We start from the raw sequence: 17,517 nt of genomic DNA, 5'->3' as shown, positions 1-17,517 counted from the left end.
CAGGAAAGGTCGTCAGAAAAGCGTCTGCTGGCGCGTGTCCGGGCCCGCCTTGCGGTTGGCCGGTACGGGCGCGGGCGGAGCCGATGGCGGAGGCACGGGCGGGGCGGCCACGTCGCCATCGACCACCACCAGCCGGCCATCGCCCGCGAGGAAGGCGGCCGAGACCGGCTCCGCCCCCACCTGCGCCTGCACGGCGGCGCGGTAGATGCGCAATTGCGCCATCAGCTGCGGCTGCCTTTCGGGTTGGGGGGCACTCTTGTAGTCGAGCACCCACCAGCGGGCCGGCGATTGTGCCGTGGCCCGGCGGCGCACCAGCCGATCCAGCCGCAGATTCTGGCCCTGGTGAACGAGGGGCGCCTCGTTCAGGGCGCGGTCGATCTGCGCGGCGTCCCAGGCCCAGGCGCCCTCGCCCGCCAGGATGCGCCGGGCCATGGCGGCGGCGGCGGCGGCGGCATCGGCGGTCAGCTCGAAGTCGCGCACCAGCTGGGCGATGCGGCCTGCGGCCCAGCCGGCGCTGCGCAGATCGCCCAGCGGCGCGCCGGGCAGGCCGGCCTGCTCCAGCAGCTGGTGCATGGCCTCGCCCTGCCGGCTGGCCGGCGTGGAGGCCTCGGCCTGCGCGCGCTGCAGCGCGGCCAGCTCGGGCCGGGCAGGCACGGCGATGGTGATGGCGGGCAGCTCGGCCAGGGTCACGGTGTCGCCGGCCTGCGCGTCGCCGTTGATGGCGGCGTCGTCGGACGACGGCTCGGGCGGCAGCTCGGCCGGCGTGAGCAGCGGCACGAGGCGGTTCCACCAGCTGCCGGGCGCGGACTGGCGCGCCTGTACGCAGGACAGCGCCAGGCAGTGCTTGGCCCGCGTCATGGCGACGTAGAGGGTGTTGAGCTCTTCGCGCTGGCGCTCGGCGCGCTCGGCCGCCAGCACGTCTTCGGCGCTGGGCGGCGGGCTGGTCTCGCTGGCCATGAAGACGAAGCGGCGCGGCACGGGCGCCTCGCCGGGCCAGTCCACCAGCGCGCCCATGGTCTCGGCCTTCTGGCCGCGGGCGTCGGTGTCCAGCAGCAGCACGCTGTGCGCTTCCAGGCCCTTGGCGCCGTGGATGGTCAAAAGCCGCACGGCCTGCGCATCGACCCGGCCCGGCGCGCGCAGGCCCGGGCGCTTCAGGGCGCGCACGAAGGCATAGGGCGTGAGGTAGCGCCCGCCCTCGACCTGCAGCGACACCGCCTGCAGCGCGCGCAGGTTGGCCAGCACGGCTGGCCGCTGGGTGGCGGGCGCGGCGGCGGCGAAGCGCGCCAGCACGTCGCCCTGGGCATAGATGGCATGCAGCGCATCGTGCGGCGGCAGCGTATCGACCCAGCCGCGGTATTGGGCCAGAACCGGCCCCAGCCCTTGCAATGCGGGCGGTAGCAGCTCCTCTTTTTGTAGCAGATCGAACCAGCTGCAGGCGGCATGCTCGGGCTGGCGGCGCAGCACGGCCAGCTCCACCAGGGCCTCGTCGGGCAGGCCGAAAAGCGGCGAGCGCAGGGCGCGGGCCAGCGAGAGGTCGTGCCCGGGCGAGACCAGCGCATCGAGCAGCGCCACCACGTCCTGCACCTCGGGCGCCTCGCCCAGGTCGGCCTTTTCGGGCTGCACGCAGGGGATATGCAGATCGCGCAGCGCGTCCTGCAGGGCCGCGAGCCGGTCGCGCTTGCGGGCCAGCACCATGATCTCGCGCGGCGGCACGCCGGCGGCGATGCGCGCGGCCACCCAGCGCGCGGCCTGGGCGCTTTCGCGCATGCGCAGGGTTTCCTCGGCCTCGTGGCGCGGCTGGGTCAGGCTGTCGCGCCAGGCCATCGGGTCGGCGGCGGGGGTGCCCTCTTCCTCGCCATCGGCATCGCCCTCGCTGTCGCCGATGACGGGCGGCAGGCTGAGCAGGCTGCCCGGGTCCGCCGATTCGGTGGTGTGGTCGCGAAAGCCCGCGTACTCGCCCTGCGCCTGCGCCGCCTGCATGGCGGCGTTGACGGCGCCGATCACGCCCTGGGCGTTGCGGCGCGTGTGGTCGCAGCTGAGCTGGTCGCCGCCCAGCGCCTCGCGCACGAAGGCCTGCGCGGCGAGGAACACCTGCGGCTCGGCGCGGCGGAAGCGGTAGATGCTCTGCTTGGGGTCGCCCACGATGAACACGCTGGGCGCGGCCTGCCCGCCGCCCGAGCCCGCATAGCCCGACAGCCAGGCATGCAGCGCCTGCCATTGCAGCGGGTTGGTGTCCTGGAATTCATCGACCAGCAGGTGGCGCACGCGGGTGTCCAGGCGCTCTTGCACCCAGCCGCTCAGCACGTCGTCGGACAGCATCACCAGCGCGGTGCGCTCCACGTCGTTCATGTCCACCCAGCCGCGTTCGCGCTTGAGCGCGGCGAAGCTGGCGATGAGGCAGCGCGCCAGCCGCGCCATGCGCTGCTGGTGCAGCCAGGCCTGGTGCTGGCGGCGCGCCAGCAAGAGGCGCTGCAGCTCGGGCTCGGCGGCCTGGGCGGCGGGGAACTTCTCGAGGTTCTTACCGAGGCGGTCTTCCTTGGCGACGAAGAAGGCGCGGCGCAGGCGGTCCAGCCGCTCGTCCAGGTCGGTGCAGTTCCAGGCGTCGATCACCGCGTCGGCGGCCTTCTGCGGCGTCTTGTTGGACTCGGTGCCCAGCGCCCGCGCCCAGCCCTGCCAGCGCGACTGGGCAGCCTCGCCCGCCAGCGCATGGGCGGGCGTGGGCAGGCCGGCGAATTCGAGGCAGTGGGCGGCGAAGGACGGCACCGAGGCGTCGATCACGCCGGACTCGTCGGCCAGGGTGAATTCGACGCGCTTGTCCAGCGCGCTGGCCAGCGCCTTGTGGGTCTGCGAGCGGCCGTGGGCGGCGATGCAGGCGTCGTAGTCGGCACGCAGGGCGGCATCCTGCGCCACCGCCTGCAGAAAGGGGCGCCACACCTCACGCACGGCCTGGGCGTCGTCTTCCAGCAGCTCGAAATGCGCCGGCAGGCCCTGGGCTTCCAGCACCGCCAGCGGCGCCGTGCCCAGCAGCGCGGCGAACCAGCTGTGGAAGGTGCGGATCTGCACCGGCCGGCCCGATTCGAGCATCTGACGATACAGTTTTTGTAGCAGCGGGCCCTGACCCTGTGCGCGCTCCGGGCCGATTCCGCGTGCGATCAGCTCGCGCTCCAGCTCGGGCAGCGGCGCGGCGGAGAACGCCTCCAGCCATTCCTGCAGCCGCTGGCGCATCTCGCCGGCCGCCTTCTTGGTGAAGGTGATGGCCAGGATCTCGTGCGGGGCGCAACCGTCCAGCAGCGCGCGCAGCATGCGCGAGACCAGCATCCAGGTCTTGCCCGCGCCCGCGCAGGCTTCCACGGCCACGCTGCGCTGCGGATCGCAGGCGATGGCATAGAAGGCCTGCCGCGACACGGGCCGGCCGTTGTGTTCATAGGCGGCTTGCACGCGTTGCTCCGTCATGTCCAGAAGTCCTTGCGGCACAGCCCGCGTGCGGCGCACCAGTCGCACACCGCGCCCTCGCCCAGCGCGGGCATGGGCGCGCCTTCGGCGATGCGCGTGAAATCGTGCAGGATGCCTTCGACCAGCTGGTCGCGCAGGGCGACCACGTCTTCCTGCTCGTGGGCGCGCGTCTCGCCGCGCTCGCCCACGTTGACATAGGCGGCGCGCAGAGTGTCGTCGCCCAGCAGCGCGGCGTAGAAGGCCAACTGCGTGTCCTCGGTGCCGGCGTTCACGCGGCGGCGGGTGACGGCGTCGTTCTCGGTCTTGTAGTCGATCACCAGCGTCGTCGGCTCGCCGCCGCCGGGCGGGTGCACCGCGTCGATGCGGTCCAGCAGGCCCACCAGCTCCAGGGCGCCCAGCGGCTGGGTGGCGGCGACCTCGGCCTGGCGAAAGCTCGCGCCCTGGGCCTCATGCCCCGCCAGCCATTGCAGGTAGCCGTCGCGCAGCGCGGGCCAGCCGGAGGCGAAGGGCAGGAATTCGCCCGCCTCGGCCAGCCGCTGCGCGCGGGTGACCTGCTCGGCGGCGGCGTCCATCAGCGCTCGGCGGGCGGCCGGCTCGCTCGTGGGCGCGTCGTGCAGCGCTTCGTGGAACTGCTGCAGCACGGCGTGCAGCCAGGTGCCGAAGTCGCGCTTGTCCACCTCGGCGCCCAGCTCGTCGGCCTCCTGCAGCTGCAGCTGGCGCAGCGCGAAGAAGCGGTACGGGCAGTGGCGCAGGTCGGAATACGCGGTGGACGAGAGCTTGCGCACCGGCAGACGCTCGCCGCTGGGCAGGGGCCTGGCGGTGGGCGCGGCGGGCACGGTGCGCTCGGCACGGCAGTCGCCGCCGGGCTGGGCGCGGTGGTCCAGCTCCAGCGCCAGCACCAGGGGGCTGGCCAGCAGCGGCTCACCGCCCTCGTCGCCGGTGCGCCAGAGCACATCGACGAAGGGCGTGCCCAGCGCGCCCTGCCAGGCGGCGCGCTGCGCGGCCTCCAGCGCGGCGCGCCCGGGCAGGCCCAGGCCCTCGCGCTGCGCCTGGGTCCAGGCGCCGGGCAGCTCGGGCGCGGCCTGCAGGCGCTTTTCGTCGCAGCCGGGCAGCACCAGCGCACAGAACGGCCGGCCCAGCAGCTGCGGCAGCGGCATCACCACCACGGGCGCCTGGGCCAGGTAATCGGGGCGGTAGCGGCCGGCTTCCAGCACTTCGTTGACCCAGCGGGTGAAGTCGGTGAGCGACATGCGCCGCCCGGCGCCGGCCAGGGCCTGCAGGTCGGCATCCAGGCCCTCGTCCAGCCGCAGCGCCGCGATCACGCCGGCGCCTGCCGGGTCGGCCATCAAGCCCGGCCACAGGCCGCAGGCCTGCAGAAGCCCGCGCAGCGCGGCGATCCAGGCGGCCAGCGGGCGGGCGGCGCGCAGCGGCTCGCGCCAGGCCTGCACCTGGGCGACCAGGGCCACGGCCGGGTCGCGGCTGGCGTCGATGGCGCCTGCGGCGCTCCACTGGCGCGGGCCGGCGCGGCGCAGCCACTTCTCCAGCGCACGCAGGGCCGGCGCGGGCGCGGCGGGCGACTGCTTGAGCCAGTCGAGCACGGCGTCGGCCGTGGCGTCCCAGGCGCAGGCGCGCAGCGCGGCCATGGCCTGAGCGGCGGCGCGGGTGGTGGAGAGCGTCCAGCCGTTCTCGTCGTGCACGGCCACGCCCGCGCCGTCCAGCAGCGCGCTGATGCGCCGCGTGAGCGCCCGGTCGTTGGCCGCCAGGGCCACGGGCACGCGGCCGCTGTCGAGGTGACGCAGCACGCAGGCGGCGGCGCGCTGGGCTTCGTCTTCGGCGTCGATGGCGGCGTGCAGCGCGGCCGGGTGCGGGGCGCTCTGGCCCAGCGCGCCGGGCAGGTCGATGCAGAGCGCGGCATCGCCCCACTGCGCCAGCAGCGCCTGGGCCAGCGCGTCGGGCTGGTAGCCCTGCAGCACGACGAGCGCCTCGGTGCCTTCGCGCACGGCGGGCTCGAACAGCACGTCGCACGGTGGCTGAGAAGCCAGCACCCATTCCAGCGCGATGCGCGCCGCAGCGGCTTCGAGCCGCAGGGCGCCGCCGTCGCCGCTGGCGGGCAGCAGCGCGCGGGCGGACTGCGCCCAGGCGTCGCGCTGCGCGGGCGGCACGGCAGCCACGGCGGCGAAGAGCTGCGCGGCCATCTCCAGCAGCGGGCCGGCCAGCACCTCGCGCTGGGCAGCGAGGCCCGCGCGTTCGAGCAGGTCCCGCGCATTGACGGCATCGCGCGCCACATCGCCCGTGAATTCGCTGCCCTCGATCTGCGGCTGACCCAGCTGTCGGGCCCAGTTGCGGGTTGTCTCGAAGCGGGGCGAGAAGCCGTCGGGAAAATGCCGCGCCCAGAGGCGCCGCCCCTCGGCCATGAGCTGGGCGTAGGGCACCAGCACCACAGTGGCGGCCAGGTGGGCGCCGCGGGCCTCGGCGTGGGCCCGAACGCGCTCCAGCACAGCGGCCCAGGAGCGCTCCAGGCCATCGTTTCTCGCTATGACTGTCATAGCGGGCGAGCCGCTTGGCGTAACGGGGTGCGGGGAATCGGTTTCTGTCACAATGAAGAGACTTTATCCGTACCCGCCCACCAATATCTGCACACACAAGGATTGCGCCATGGCAAGCGAACTCATCAAACACATCTCCGACACCAGTTTTGAAGCCGACGTGCTGAAGTCCTCCGGTCCGGTGCTGGTGGATTACTGGGCCGAATGGTGCGGCCCGTGCAAGATGATTGCCCCGGTGCTGGACGAACTGGCCACCACCTATCAAGGCAAGCTGACCATCGCCAAGATGAACGTGGACGAGAACCGCGAGATTCCGGCCAAGTTCGGCATCCGCGGCATCCCCACGCTCATGCTGTTCAAGAACGGCGAACTGGCCGCCACCAAGGTCGGTGCCATGAACAAGGCCCAGCTGTCGGCCTTCATCGACCAGAGCCTGGCCTGATCCTCCCCCGCTCTCGCCGCCCGGCATGCACGGGCGACGAACCCCGGCGCTGCAGCTCATTCACGCAGTTGGCGCCGCCCACCGCCCTCACGGTGGCGCTCCCGAAATTTTTCCTGTCATAATCCACAGCGATCACCAGCGCGCACCGCATAGGCGTCTGGTCTCAGATCCCAGGCTCGCCCGGCCCGCACGACGGCCTCTACGGCGCTCCCAGCCTCCTCCCCTCTGCTCTGACCCACATCCCACTCCGCCAGGGAGTCTCCCCATGCACTTAAACGAACTCAAGGCACTGCACGTGTCTGAAGTCCTCAAGCAGGCCGAAGAGCTTGAGATCGAAAACACCGGCCGCATGCGCAAGCAGGAGCTGATGTTCGCCATCATCAAGAAGCGCGCCAAGGCCGGCGAACAGGTGTTCGCCGACGGCGTGCTGGAGATCCTGCCCGACGGCTTCGGCTTCCTGCGCAGCCCCGACACCAGCTACACCGCCAGCACGGACGACATCTACATCTCGCCCAGCCAGGTGCGCCGCTTCAACCTGCACACGGGCGACATGATCGAAGGCGAAGTGCGCACGCCCAAGGATGGCGAACGCTACTTCGCCTTGACCAAGCTCGACGCCGTCAACGGCGGCCCGCCCGAGCAGAACAAGCACAAGGTCATGTTCGAGAACCTGACCCCGCTGTTCCCCAAGGAGCAGATGAAGCTCGAGCGCGACATCAAGGGCGACGAGAACATCACCGGCCGCATCATCGACATCGTGGCCCCCATCGGCCGCGGCCAGCGCGCGCTGGTCGTCGCGCCGCCCAAGAGTGGCAAGACGGTGATGATGCAGCACATCGCACACGCCATCACGGCCAACAACCCCGACGTGCACCTGATGGTGCTGCTGGTGGACGAGCGCCCTGAAGAAGTGACGGAAATGCAGCGCTCGGTGAAGGGCGAAATCATCGCCTCCACCTTCGACGAACCTGCCGCCCGCCACGTCCACGTAGCCGAAATGGTGATCGAACGCGCCAAGCGCCTGGTCGAGCTCAAGAAGGACGTGGTGATCCTGCTGGACTCCATCACCCGCCTGGCGCGCGCCTACAACAACGTCGTGCCCTCGTCGGGCAAGGTGCTGTCGGGCGGCGTGGACGCTGCCGCTCTGCAGCGCCCCAAGCGCTTCTTCGGCGCGGCCCGCAAGGTCGAGGAAGGTGGCTCGCTCACCATCATCGCCACGGCCCTGGTGGACACCGGCAGCCGCATGGACGAAGTGATCTTCGAAGAGTTCAAGGGCACGGGCAACTGCGAAGTCCACCTGAGCCGCCGCCTCTACGAAAAGCGCGTGTTCCCGGCGATCGAGCTCAACAAGAGCGGCACGCGCCGCGAAGAGCTGCTGCTCGCGCCCGAGATCCTGCAGAAGACCCGCATCCTGCGCCAGTTCATGTACAACATGGATGAGATCGAGTCCATGGAACTGATGATCAAGAAGATGCGCGAGACCAAGACCAACACCGACTTCTTCGAAGCCATGCGCCGCGGCGGCTGACCGCCCGCACACCTCATCTTGCCAACCGGGCCCGCCATGCGATAATGGCGGGCTTTTTCTTGCGGAAAGTACGCCGGACTGGCCGGCGCGGCTCCCGCATCTGATTCGAAAAGGAAGATCATGAAAGAAGGCATTCACCCCAACTACCGCGAAGTGCTGTTCGTGGACCTGTCCAACGGCTTCAAGTTCGTGACCCGTTCGTGCGTGAACACGAAGGAAACCGACACCTTCGAAGGTAAGGAATATCCCCTGTTCAAGCTGGACACCTCCTCTGAATCGCACCCCTTCTACACCGGCACGCAAAAGTCGGTGGACAACATGGGTGGCCGCGTGGAGCGCTTCCGCAACCGCTTCGGCAAGACCACGGCCGCTGCGAAGTAAGACCGCAAGCCCGGGAGCCTCATCCCGCCGCTTCGAGAAGGCAGCCCGGTTCGCCGCGCTGCCTTTTTTCCTTCCTGAAGTCTGCTCGCCGCCCCAGCGCGGCGGCTTTGGACGCGATGCTGACGGCAGCGATCGGCATGCCGGCCCGCTCCGCCAACATCGCCCTGCTGATTTCCGCCACCTACCTTGCACCGGACGAATCTCGCGTGATCCAGCCCACCCCTGCCATCGTGCCCCACAGCGCCGCACGCACCCTGCCGCGCTGGGCGCTGCTGCTGCTGTGCCTTGCCTATGTGGTGCCGGGCTTCATTGGACGCGACCCATGGAAGAGCGCCGATGTGACGGCCTTCGGCTACATGCGCGAGCTGGCGCTGGGCCACACGCCGTGGCTGGACCCTTTGATGGCGGGGCTGTCACCCGATACTGACGGCCTGCTGCCCTACTGGCTGGGAGCCTGGGCCATCCAGTGGACATCCCCCTGGCTCTCGCCTGAACTTGGCGCGCGGCTGCCCTTCGCCGCACTGCTGGCACTCACGCTGGCCGCCACCTGGTACAGCGTCTATTACCTCGCGCGCAGCCCAGGCGCGCAGCCGGTGGCCTTCGCCTTCGGCGGCGAAGCCAGCCCGGCTGCCTATGCCCGTGCCATGGCAGACGCGGGTCTGCTGGCCCTCATCGCCTGCCTGGGTCTGGCGCAGCTCTCACACGAAATCACCAGCCACCTCACGCAGCTGGCCTGCACCGCACTGGTCTTCTATGCGGCGGCGGCCATGCCGCTGCGTACGGCGCTCCCCATGGTCGCGGCCGTTGCCGGGCTGGGCGGCCTGGTGCTGAGCGGCGCGCCGACGCTGGCGGCACTGCTGGGCAGCGGCGGCGCACTGCTGGTGCTGTTCAGCGCCTCCGATTCGCCCCGGCGCCGCTGGCCCTGGGCGGCCGCACTGGCGGGCATCACGCTGGCGTCGGCCCTGCTGGGCTGGGAGCTCCAGCTCTGGCGCTGGCGCATCGTCGAAGCGAAAGATGCCACCGAGTGGAGCAGCCTTGCACGGCTGCTCCTCTGGTTCTCCTGGCCCGCCTGGCCGCTCACGCTCTGGACGCTGTGGCGCTGGCGCCGGCAGATCGTGAGCCGGCAGCCTCATCGGCACCTGCTGCTGCCTCTCTGGTTCCTGACAGTGGCCCTGGCGGCCACCCTCACCACGCGCCCGGCCGACCGGGCGCTGCTGCTGGGCCTGCCCGCGCTCGCGGCGCTGGCAGCCTTCGCGCTGCCCACGCTGCGGCGCAGCATTGCGGCACTCATCGACTGGTTCACCCTGCTCTTTTTCAGCGCTTCGGCCATTGCCATCTGGGTGATCTGGCTGTCGCTGCAGACCGGAATACCCGCCAAGCCCGCACAGAATATCGCCCGGCTGGCGCCCGGTTTCGTGGCCTCGTTCTCTCCCGTGGCTTTCGCCACCGCACTGGTCGCCACGCTGGCCTGGTGCGCGCTGGTATGGTGGCGCGCGGCACGCAACCGCACCGCCATCTGGAAGAGCCTGGTGCTTCCCGCGAGCGGCGCGGCGCTGGGCTGGCTGCTGCTGATGACGCTCTGGTTGCCGCTGCTGGACCACGCACGCAGCTACCGGCTGCAGATGGAGGCCGTGCGCGCCACCGTCGGCGACGAGCCCGGCTGCGTGGCCACCTACGGTATGGGCCGCGCCCAGCTGGCCGCCCTGATCTACCACGCCGGGCTCACGCCGGCATCCGGCCAGCAGAGCGCCGACTGCGATTGGCTGGTGGCCGACGCAGGCGCCGTGCCGCACTTTTCCACCGTGCTGCCCGCCCGCGAGTGGAAAGAGATCGCGACCATCATGCGGCCCACCGACAAGAACGACAGCCTCGTCGTGCTGCACCGTATCCCGGGCCGGCGCTGAGGGCCGAACCGATGCCTTCCGAGCGCGCCACGATCTTGCGCCACGCCGGCACCGTGCTGGCCGGGCAGCTGGCCGTCATGGCCTTCGGGGTGACCGACACCATCGTCGCGGGCCGCCATTCCGAAGGCGCGCTCGCTGCGCTGTCGATCGGCTCGGCCGTGTTCATCAGCGTCTATGTGGCGCTCATGGGCGTGCTGCAGGCCCTGCTGCCTGTCTGGGCCGAGCAGCGCGGCGCGCACAGGCCCTCCGCCATCGGCGCGAGCGTGCGCCAGGCCCTCTACCTCTGGCTGATCGTGACCGCGCTGGGGATGGCCGCACTGCTGGCTCCCGGCGCCCTGCTGCGGTGGACGCAGGTCCCCGAGGCGCTGCGCGGCCAGGTGGAGACCTATCTGCGCATCCTGGCATTCGGTTTGCCGCCCGCGCTGCTTTTTCGCATCTACAGCACCCTAAACCAGGCTCTGGGCAAGCCCCAGCTGGTCACCTGGCTGCAGGTGGGGTCGCTGGCACTCAAGGTCCCTCTCTCCATCGGCCTGGCGTTCGGCGCGTTCGGGCTGCCCGCGCAGGGCGCTGTCGGCTGCGCGTGGGCGACCCTGGCGGTCAACTACGCATTGCTGGCCGTGGGCGTCTGGATGCTACGCACCCGCCCGATGTACGCCCCGCTGGCGCTGTGGCGACCGATGGAAAGACCCGATCCCAGCCAGCTGGCGCGGTTTGCCCGGCTGGGCATTCCGGCCGGGCTGTCGATTCTGGTGGAGGTGACCTCGTTTTCGCTGGTGGCGCTCTTCGTTGCGCGCCAGGGCACGCTGTCGTCTGCCGCCCACCAGATCGCCTCCAACCTCGGCGCCGTGTTCTACATGGTGCCGCTGTCGCTCGCCATCGCTACCAGCGCACGTGTGAGCTTTTGGCGCGGCGCGGGCGACGAGGCCCGGGCACACAGCGTCGCCTGGATGGGATTCAGGCTTGCAGCCCTGATGGGAATTGGGCTTGCAGCTACGCTATTCATAGCAAGAGAGGCCATCGCGAGCTTGTACTCGAACAATATGCAGATCGTCGCGCTGGCTGCGGCGATCCTGCCACTGGTGGCCGCCTACCACCTCGCGGACGCGCTGCAGACGCTCTGTATCTTCGTGCTGCGCAGCTACCACATCACGATCGCGCCGCTACTGATCTACTGCCTGCTTCTCTGGGGTGGCGGAATGGCCGGAGGCTACCTGCTCGCCTACCATGGCCTCGCTGGCTGGGGACCCTATGGCGACACACCGGCGCCGTTCTGGGCCGCCAGCGCGATGGCGCTGGGCGTCACGGCGCTGGCCTTCGCCGGCATGCTGTGGCGAGCATTGCGCCGGCCACGGGCGGCTTGACCGCACTCCTTGCCTGAAGCCGGCGGCGAAAGCTCGCGCCTTCTCGGAGACGGCCTGCTGCCCGGGTGGCGAACGACGCCGAAATCGGAACGCTTGGGGCCGTTGCCCTCCCCACGGCACCACCATGCGCGGTGCGTCCTGCCCTCAGGCCGCCATGTCCATCGGCGGCGCCAACTGCGCGCGCGGGGCAGGCTGCAGGCGGCTGGCAGGAAAGGTCACGGAAAAGACCGAGCCTTTGCCGACGACGCTGGAAATATTCAACGCCGCGCCGTGGCGCTGCACTACGTGCTTGACGATGGCCAAGCCCAGACCGGTGCCGCCGGTCTCGCGCGAACGGCTGCGGTCCACCCGGTAGAAACGCTCGGTGAGGCGGGGAATGTGCTTGGCCTCGATGCCCGGCCCCGTGTCAGTCACCGCGAAGCATCCGCGCCCGTCGTCGAGCCGCTCCCAGGTCACGCGGATACTGCCGCCCAGGGGCGTGTAGCGCACGGCATTGTTGACTAGGTTCGATAGCGCGCTCTGCAGCTCCACGGCCGATCCGGCGATCATTCCCGCCTCGCGCAGCTGCTGGGCATCGGGGAAGGTAATGACGTGTTCGCGCGACTGGCCGTTGCCCAGCACCGATGACAGCGCCCGGCCCTCGTCCTCGCAGCGGCGCAGCAACGCCTCCATGGGCATCCAGTCGTGCATGCTGGGTAAGGGGCTGCCCTCCAGGCGCGAGAGGGTCAGGAGGTCGTGCACCACGCTCTGCATGCGGGCGGCCTGCTGGGCCATCATGCCCAGATAGCGGTCGCGCTCATCCTCCGAAAGACGCAGCGTCTGCAGCGTCTCGACGAAGCCGGTCAGCACGGTGAGGGGTGTGCGGATCTCGTGCGACACGTTCGCCACGAAGTCGCGCCGCATGGCTTCGGCCTGCTCCAGCGCGGTCACATCGCGTGAGAGCAGCAGCTTGCGCCCATCCCCGTAGGGGTGCAGATGCACCGAGATGCGCACCGGCCGCGAGGCCGTGCTCTCGCGGCCCTGCAGAGCGACACCCTGCGAGAAGTCGTGGCCCGAGTAGTAGGCCGTGAAGTCGGGGTCACGCACCATATTGCCGATGGTCTGCAGCATGTCGCGATCGACGTCGAAACCCAGATGCGAGGCAGCCGTCTGGTTGCACCACTCGATGCGGCCTTGCGCGTCCAGCAGCACCACGCCGTTGGGCGATGCCTGCAGCGCCTCCAGGATCTCGGCGGTACGGCGCTCGCTGCTCTGGATCTGCTGATCGCGCAGCCGCAAGATGCGGCGCGCTCGATCAGCGACCTCGCCCCAGCTGCCTCGCAGCCGCGGCGCACGATCCAGCTCGCCATCGCGCAGCCAGGCCAGCACCCGGATGCTGCGCCACCAGTCCCAGGCGAAACAGATCCAGGCCGCGATGGCTGCGCCAAACAGCGCCCCCAGTTCCCCTCCCTGCCACCAGCCCAGAGCAGCCCCCGAGAGTTGGCACAGCAGAAATAGGACGAATCTCGAAAGCATGGCGGGACTATGGGGCGATTAATGGAAAAGACGAAGCGGGCCAACGGAACAGCTCAAACGGCGCAGCCCCGCGAGGGGCTGCCGAAAGGCCTTTCAGGCGCCGTTGGGGCCAAGCCGACCCGCCGCAGCGGCGCGGAGGCATCAGCCAAAATCAGGCGCGCATCAGCCGCTGCGGCTGAGCGGTCAGCCGGTAGCCCGCGCCCCGCACGGTCTCCACCATCACGCCAGCGGCGCCCAATGCTTCGCGCAGGCGTTTCACGTGCACATCCACCGTACGTTCCTCGATGAAGACATGGTCGCCCCACACCTTATCGAGGAGCTGCGCACGGCTGTGGACGCGCTCGGAGTGCGTCATGAGGTAGTGCAACAGCTTGAATTCGGTCGGCCCGACCTTGATCGGCTGGCCCTGGTAACTCACGCGGTAGGTGGCTGCATCCAGCACCAGTTCGGCAATGGTCACGCTCTCTCCGGCCTGCTCCGGCGCACGGCGGCGCAGCACCGCGCGAATACGGGCCAGCAGCTCCTGCGTGGAGAAGGGCTTGGTGATGTAGTCGTCCGCACCGGCGTCCAGCCCGGCGACCTTGTCAGGCTCGTCGCCGCGCGCGGTCAGCATCAGGATCGGGATGGGCTTGGTGCGGCTGTCTGCACGCCACTTGCGGGCCAACTGCAGGCCACTCTGGCCGGGCAGCATCCAGTCCAGCAGGATGACGTCGGGCAGCACGGCGTCGAGCTCGCGCTGTGCCGATTCGCCATCTTCTGCCCAGATCGGTGAGAAGCCGTTGTGGCGCAGGTTCACCGCGATGAGCTCGGCGATCGCCGATTCATCCTCCACGATCAAAACCCGGGGTAATTTCTTCATGCGGAGCCTCCGCCTTTCACAGCACGGTCGACTCGATCTCGTCGAGCGCGGTGTGGCGCACGTCCTTGCCCTTGACGAGGTAGATGATCAGCTCGGCCACGTTCTTGGAATGGTCGCCGATGCGCTCGATGGCCTTGGCCAGGAACAGCAGATCCAGGCTGGCCGAAATGGTGCGCGGGTCTTCCATCATGTAGGTGATGAGCTTGCGCACGAAGCCGTCGAACTCCTGGTCGATCAGGTCGTCTTCCTTGAGGATGGCGACGGCGGCTTTCGTGTCCAGGCGGGCGAAGGCATCCAGCGCCTTGCGCAGCAGGCCCGAAGCCAGATCGGCTGCCACGCGCAGGTCGGTCGTGGGCAGCGAGCGGGCCGCACCGCTTTCGATGATGGACTTGACCATACGCGCCATCTTGGTGGCTTCGTCGCCCATACGCTCCAGGTTGGCCGTGGCCTTGGAGAACGCGATCAGCAGGCGCAGGTCGCGGGCGGTCGGCTGGCGACGGGCGATGATGGAGGAGAGCTCATGGTCGATCTCGACCTCCAGGCCATTCACGCGGACCTCGATGGATTCGACCTGCGATGCGGATTCCACGCTGAATTGGGACAGCGCATAGACGGCCTGGCGGATCTGGGATTCGACGAGCCCACCCAGTTCCATCACGCGTGCGGAGATGTTGTTGAGTTCGCTGTCGAACTGGGAAGAGAGGTGTTTTTCTGTCATGGCATTGCCTCTTGCCAAGCCACTGCGGGCCGGCATGTGGAAAGGGGAGCGGCATGGCCGCGCACGGCCAGCCGCATGTTCTTCAGCCGAAACGGCCGGTGATGTAGTCCTCGGTTTCCTTGCGCTGCGGCTTGAAGAACATCTGTTCCGTCTCCCCAAACTCCACCAGGTCGCCCAGGTACATGTAGGCCGTGTAGTCGCTGCAACGCGCGGCCTGCTGCATGTTGTGGGTCACGATGACCACGGTGTAGTCGTTCTTCAGCTCGGCGATCAGTTCCTCCACCTTGGCGGTGGAGATCGGGTCCAGCGCGGAGCACGGCTCGTCGAGCAACAGCACTTCGGGCTTGATGGCGATGCCCCGCGCGATGCACAGACGCTGCTGCTGGCCGCCGGACAGGCCCGAGCCGCTCTGGCCCAGCTTGTCCTTGACTTCGTTCCACAGCGCCGCCTTGCGCAGCGCCCATTCCACCCGGTCATCCATGTCGGTCGCGTTCAGGTTCTCGAACAGCTTCACGCCGAAGGCGATGTTGTCGTAGATCGACATGGGAAACGGCGTGGGCTTCTGGAACACCATGCCGACCTTGGCACGGATCAGGGCCACATCCTGTTTGCTGGTCAGCAGATTTTCGCCGTCCAGCACGATCTCGCCTTCGGCGCGCTGCTCGGGATAGAGCTCGAACATGCGGTTGAAGGTGCGCAGCAGCGTGGACTTGCCGCAGCCCGAGGGGCCGATGAAGGCCGTGACCTTCTTCTCGGGGATGTCGAGGTTGATGCCCTTGAGGGCGTGGAACTTACCGTAGTAGAAGTTCAGGTCACGCACCGTGATCTTGGACGCGACGGGCGAAGCATTTTTTTGGAGGGGCATGATGTCTTTCCCTGAAAGTGGGCTGCTTTATTTTTGGCGCGTCAGCACACGGGCCAGGATGTTGAGGCCGAGGACCGCGACGGTGATCAGGAACACGCCGGCCCAAGCCAGGTGCTGCCAGTTCTCGTACGGGCTCATGGCGAACTTGAAGATCGTCACGGGCAGGCTGGCCATAGGTTTGGACAGGTCGGCATTCCAGAACTGGTTGTTCAGCGCGGTGAACAGCAGCGGCGCGGTTTCACCGGCGATGCGGGCCACGGCCAGCAGCACGCCGGTGATCACGCCGGCGCGAGCGGCGCGCAGCGTCACCATGATGATGACCTTCCACTTGGGCGTTCCCAGGGCGTAGGCGGCTTCGCGCAGGCTGGCGGGGACGAGCGTCAGCATGTTTTCGGTGGTGCGAATCACCACGGGAATCACAATGAGCGCCAGCGCCAGGATGCCGGCGTAGGCCGAGAAGCTCTTGAACTGGGCCACAACCACCGTGTAAACGAACAGGCCGATCACAATGCTGGGCGCCGACAGCAGGATGTCGTTGACGAAGCGCGTGGCCGATGCGAGCCAGCTTTGCGTTTCGTATTCCGCGAGATAAACACCCGCCATGATGCCGATGGGCGTGCCCACGAAGGTCGCCAGCAGCACCATCACGAAAGAGCCAAAGATGGCGTTGGAGATACCGCCGATCTCGTTGGGCGGGGGCGTCATCTGCGTGAACAGGGCGACGCTCATGCCGCCCAGACCGAGGCGCACGGTTTCCCAGAGAATCCAGACCAGCCAGAAAACGCCGAACACCATGGCGACGAGCGACAGCGTGAGGGCGATCTGGTTAACGCGTTTGCGGCTGTTGTAGCGGCTCTGGCGCACCTTCTGCAACTCTGCTGCAGAGATGAGTTGTTGCGAAGTGGTGCTCATGTTCACGACCGGGCTCCTTCATTCTTCTTCAGGCGCGACAACAGCACCTTGGAGAGGGCCAGCACCACGAAAGTGATGAAGAAAAGCACCAGACCCAGATAGATCAGCGATGCCTGGTGCAGGCCTTCACCGGCTTCAGCGAACTCGTTGGCCAGCGCCGAGGTGATGCTGTTGGCCGCCTCGAAGATCGAGAGCGAGTTGAGCTGGTTCATGTTACCGATCACGAAGGTGACGGCCATGGTCTCGCCCAGCGCACGCCCCAGTCCGAGCATGACGCCGCCCAGCACGCCGGTCTTGGTGTAGGGCAGCACGACCTTCCACACCACCTCCCAGGTAGTGGAGCCCAGGCCGTAGGCGGATTCCTTGAGCAGCGCGGGAGTGACTTCAAACACATCCCGCATCACTGCTGCGATGAACGGGATGATCATGATGGCCAGGATGATGCCGGCCGACAGGATGCCGATACCGACCGGGGGGCCCGAAACGAACGCGCCCAGGTAGGGCACACCGGCGAGGAGCGACTGCAATGGCTGCTGCACATAGGTGGCCAGAATGGGGCCGAACACCATCAAGCCCCACATGCCGTAAACGATGGAAGGCACGGCCGCCAGCAGTTCGATGGCCGTTCCCAGCGGGCGCTTGAGCCAAGCCGGGGACAACTCCGTCAGGAAGAGCGCGATGCCGAAGCTGACCGGCACGGCGATCAGCAAGGCGATGAAGGACGTGGCCAGCGTGCCGTAGATCATGACCAGGCCGCCGTATTCCTCCTGCACCGGATCCCAGACACTGCTCGTCAGAAAGCCCAGTCCGTACTTTTCGATGGCGGGCCATGCACCCACCACCAGCGAAGCGAGGATGCCGAGCAGCAGCCCCAGCGTCAGCAGCGCAGCGCCGCGCGCCAGCAGACCGAAGATGCGGTCGGCCAACACGCCGGAGATCATGGGGGAGCGGGATGGAGGAGTCGTCCGAGACATACCGGACACCCCCTCCCGGGACGTCGTCTGTTGGACAGGCAGCGTAGTGGACACGTCTG

At 68.7% G+C, this 17,517-nt stretch carries 13 protein-coding genes; 5 read left to right on the top strand and 8 right to left on the bottom strand.

Annotated elements, in window-relative coordinates:
* Window positions 1-12 precede the first annotated feature (12 nt).
* Window positions 13-3,453 (bottom strand): UvrD-helicase domain-containing protein, encoded by a 3,441-nt coding sequence (locus AC3A84_RS01660; RefSeq protein WP_487968002.1) that lies wholly within the window; start codon window positions 3,451-3,453, stop codon window positions 13-15.
* Window positions 3,450-5,999 (bottom strand): PD-(D/E)XK nuclease family protein, encoded by a 2,550-nt coding sequence (locus AC3A84_RS01655; protein ID WP_487968001.1) that lies wholly within the window; start codon window positions 5,997-5,999, stop codon window positions 3,450-3,452. The genes AC3A84_RS01660 and AC3A84_RS01655 overlap by 4 nt, the downstream gene beginning before the upstream one ends.
* Window positions 6,000-6,108: 109 nt before the next feature.
* On the opposite strand from AC3A84_RS01655, the gene trxA reads away from it, so the two are divergent.
* The 5 genes from trxA (at window position 6,109) to AC3A84_RS01630 (ending at window position 11,615) form a co-directional block, all read left to right on the top strand.
* The gene (gene trxA, locus AC3A84_RS01650) at window positions 6,109-6,441 is read left to right on the top strand and encodes a thioredoxin TrxA (RefSeq protein ID WP_487968000.1); all 333 of its coding nucleotides are present in this window, start codon (window positions 6,109-6,111) and stop codon (window positions 6,439-6,441) included.
* Window positions 6,442-6,706: 265 nt separating this feature from the next.
* On the top strand, window positions 6,707-7,969 hold the full coding sequence (gene rho / locus AC3A84_RS01645; protein WP_092936814.1) for a transcription termination factor Rho: 1,263 nt from the start codon (window positions 6,707-6,709) through the stop codon (window positions 7,967-7,969).
* Window positions 7,970-8,089: 120 nt separating this feature from the next.
* Window positions 8,090-8,350, top strand: coding sequence for a type B 50S ribosomal protein L31 (locus AC3A84_RS01640; protein WP_092936816.1), 261 nt, complete (start codon window positions 8,090-8,092; stop codon window positions 8,348-8,350).
* A 206-nt stretch (window positions 8,351-8,556) separates the two neighbouring features.
* Complete coding sequence (locus AC3A84_RS01635; RefSeq protein ID WP_487968223.1) at window positions 8,557-10,254, top strand: hypothetical protein; 1,698 nt, start codon at window positions 8,557-8,559, stop codon at window positions 10,252-10,254.
* A gap of 11 nt (window positions 10,255-10,265) precedes the next feature.
* Complete coding sequence (locus AC3A84_RS01630) at window positions 10,266-11,615, top strand: MATE family efflux transporter (protein WP_487967999.1); 1,350 nt, start codon at window positions 10,266-10,268, stop codon at window positions 11,613-11,615.
* 144 nt (window positions 11,616-11,759) lie between these two features.
* Here the strand turns inward: AC3A84_RS01630 and phoR are convergent, their stop codons facing one another.
* From phoR to pstC, 6 genes are all read right to left on the bottom strand, one after another.
* Window positions 11,760-13,130 carry a phosphate regulon sensor histidine kinase PhoR gene (gene phoR, locus AC3A84_RS01625; RefSeq protein WP_487967998.1) on the bottom strand — a complete coding sequence of 457 codons (1,371 nt, stop codon included), beginning with the start codon at window positions 13,128-13,130 and terminating at the stop codon, window positions 11,760-11,762.
* A gap of 151 nt (window positions 13,131-13,281) precedes the next feature.
* Entirely contained in the window at window positions 13,282-13,989 is a 708-nt protein-coding gene (phoB, locus tag AC3A84_RS01620; protein ID WP_487967997.1) for a phosphate regulon transcriptional regulator PhoB, read from the bottom strand.
* Between the two features lie 16 nt (window positions 13,990-14,005).
* Entirely contained in the window at window positions 14,006-14,707 is a 702-nt protein-coding gene (gene phoU / locus AC3A84_RS01615; RefSeq protein ID WP_487967996.1) for a phosphate signaling complex protein PhoU, read from the bottom strand.
* A gap of 82 nt (window positions 14,708-14,789) precedes the next feature.
* Window positions 14,790-15,572 carry a phosphate ABC transporter ATP-binding protein PstB gene (gene pstB / locus AC3A84_RS01610; protein WP_487967995.1) on the bottom strand — a complete coding sequence of 261 codons (783 nt, stop codon included), beginning with the start codon at window positions 15,570-15,572 and terminating at the stop codon, window positions 14,790-14,792.
* A gap of 27 nt (window positions 15,573-15,599) precedes the next feature.
* Window positions 15,600-16,484, bottom strand: a complete 885-nt coding sequence (gene pstA / locus AC3A84_RS01605; RefSeq protein WP_487967994.1) for a phosphate ABC transporter permease PstA — start codon at window positions 16,482-16,484, stop codon at window positions 15,600-15,602.
* A gap of 2 nt (window positions 16,485-16,486) precedes the next feature.
* The gene (pstC, locus tag AC3A84_RS01600) at window positions 16,487-17,425 is read right to left on the bottom strand and encodes a phosphate ABC transporter permease subunit PstC (protein WP_487967993.1); all 939 of its coding nucleotides are present in this window, start codon (window positions 17,423-17,425) and stop codon (window positions 16,487-16,489) included.
* Window positions 17,426-17,517 lie beyond the last annotated feature (92 nt).

Source organism: Paracidovorax sp. (genome assembly GCF_057642795.1).
Note: the sequence above shows the minus strand (reverse complement) of the source record. Positions and strands in the feature narration are given on the sequence as shown.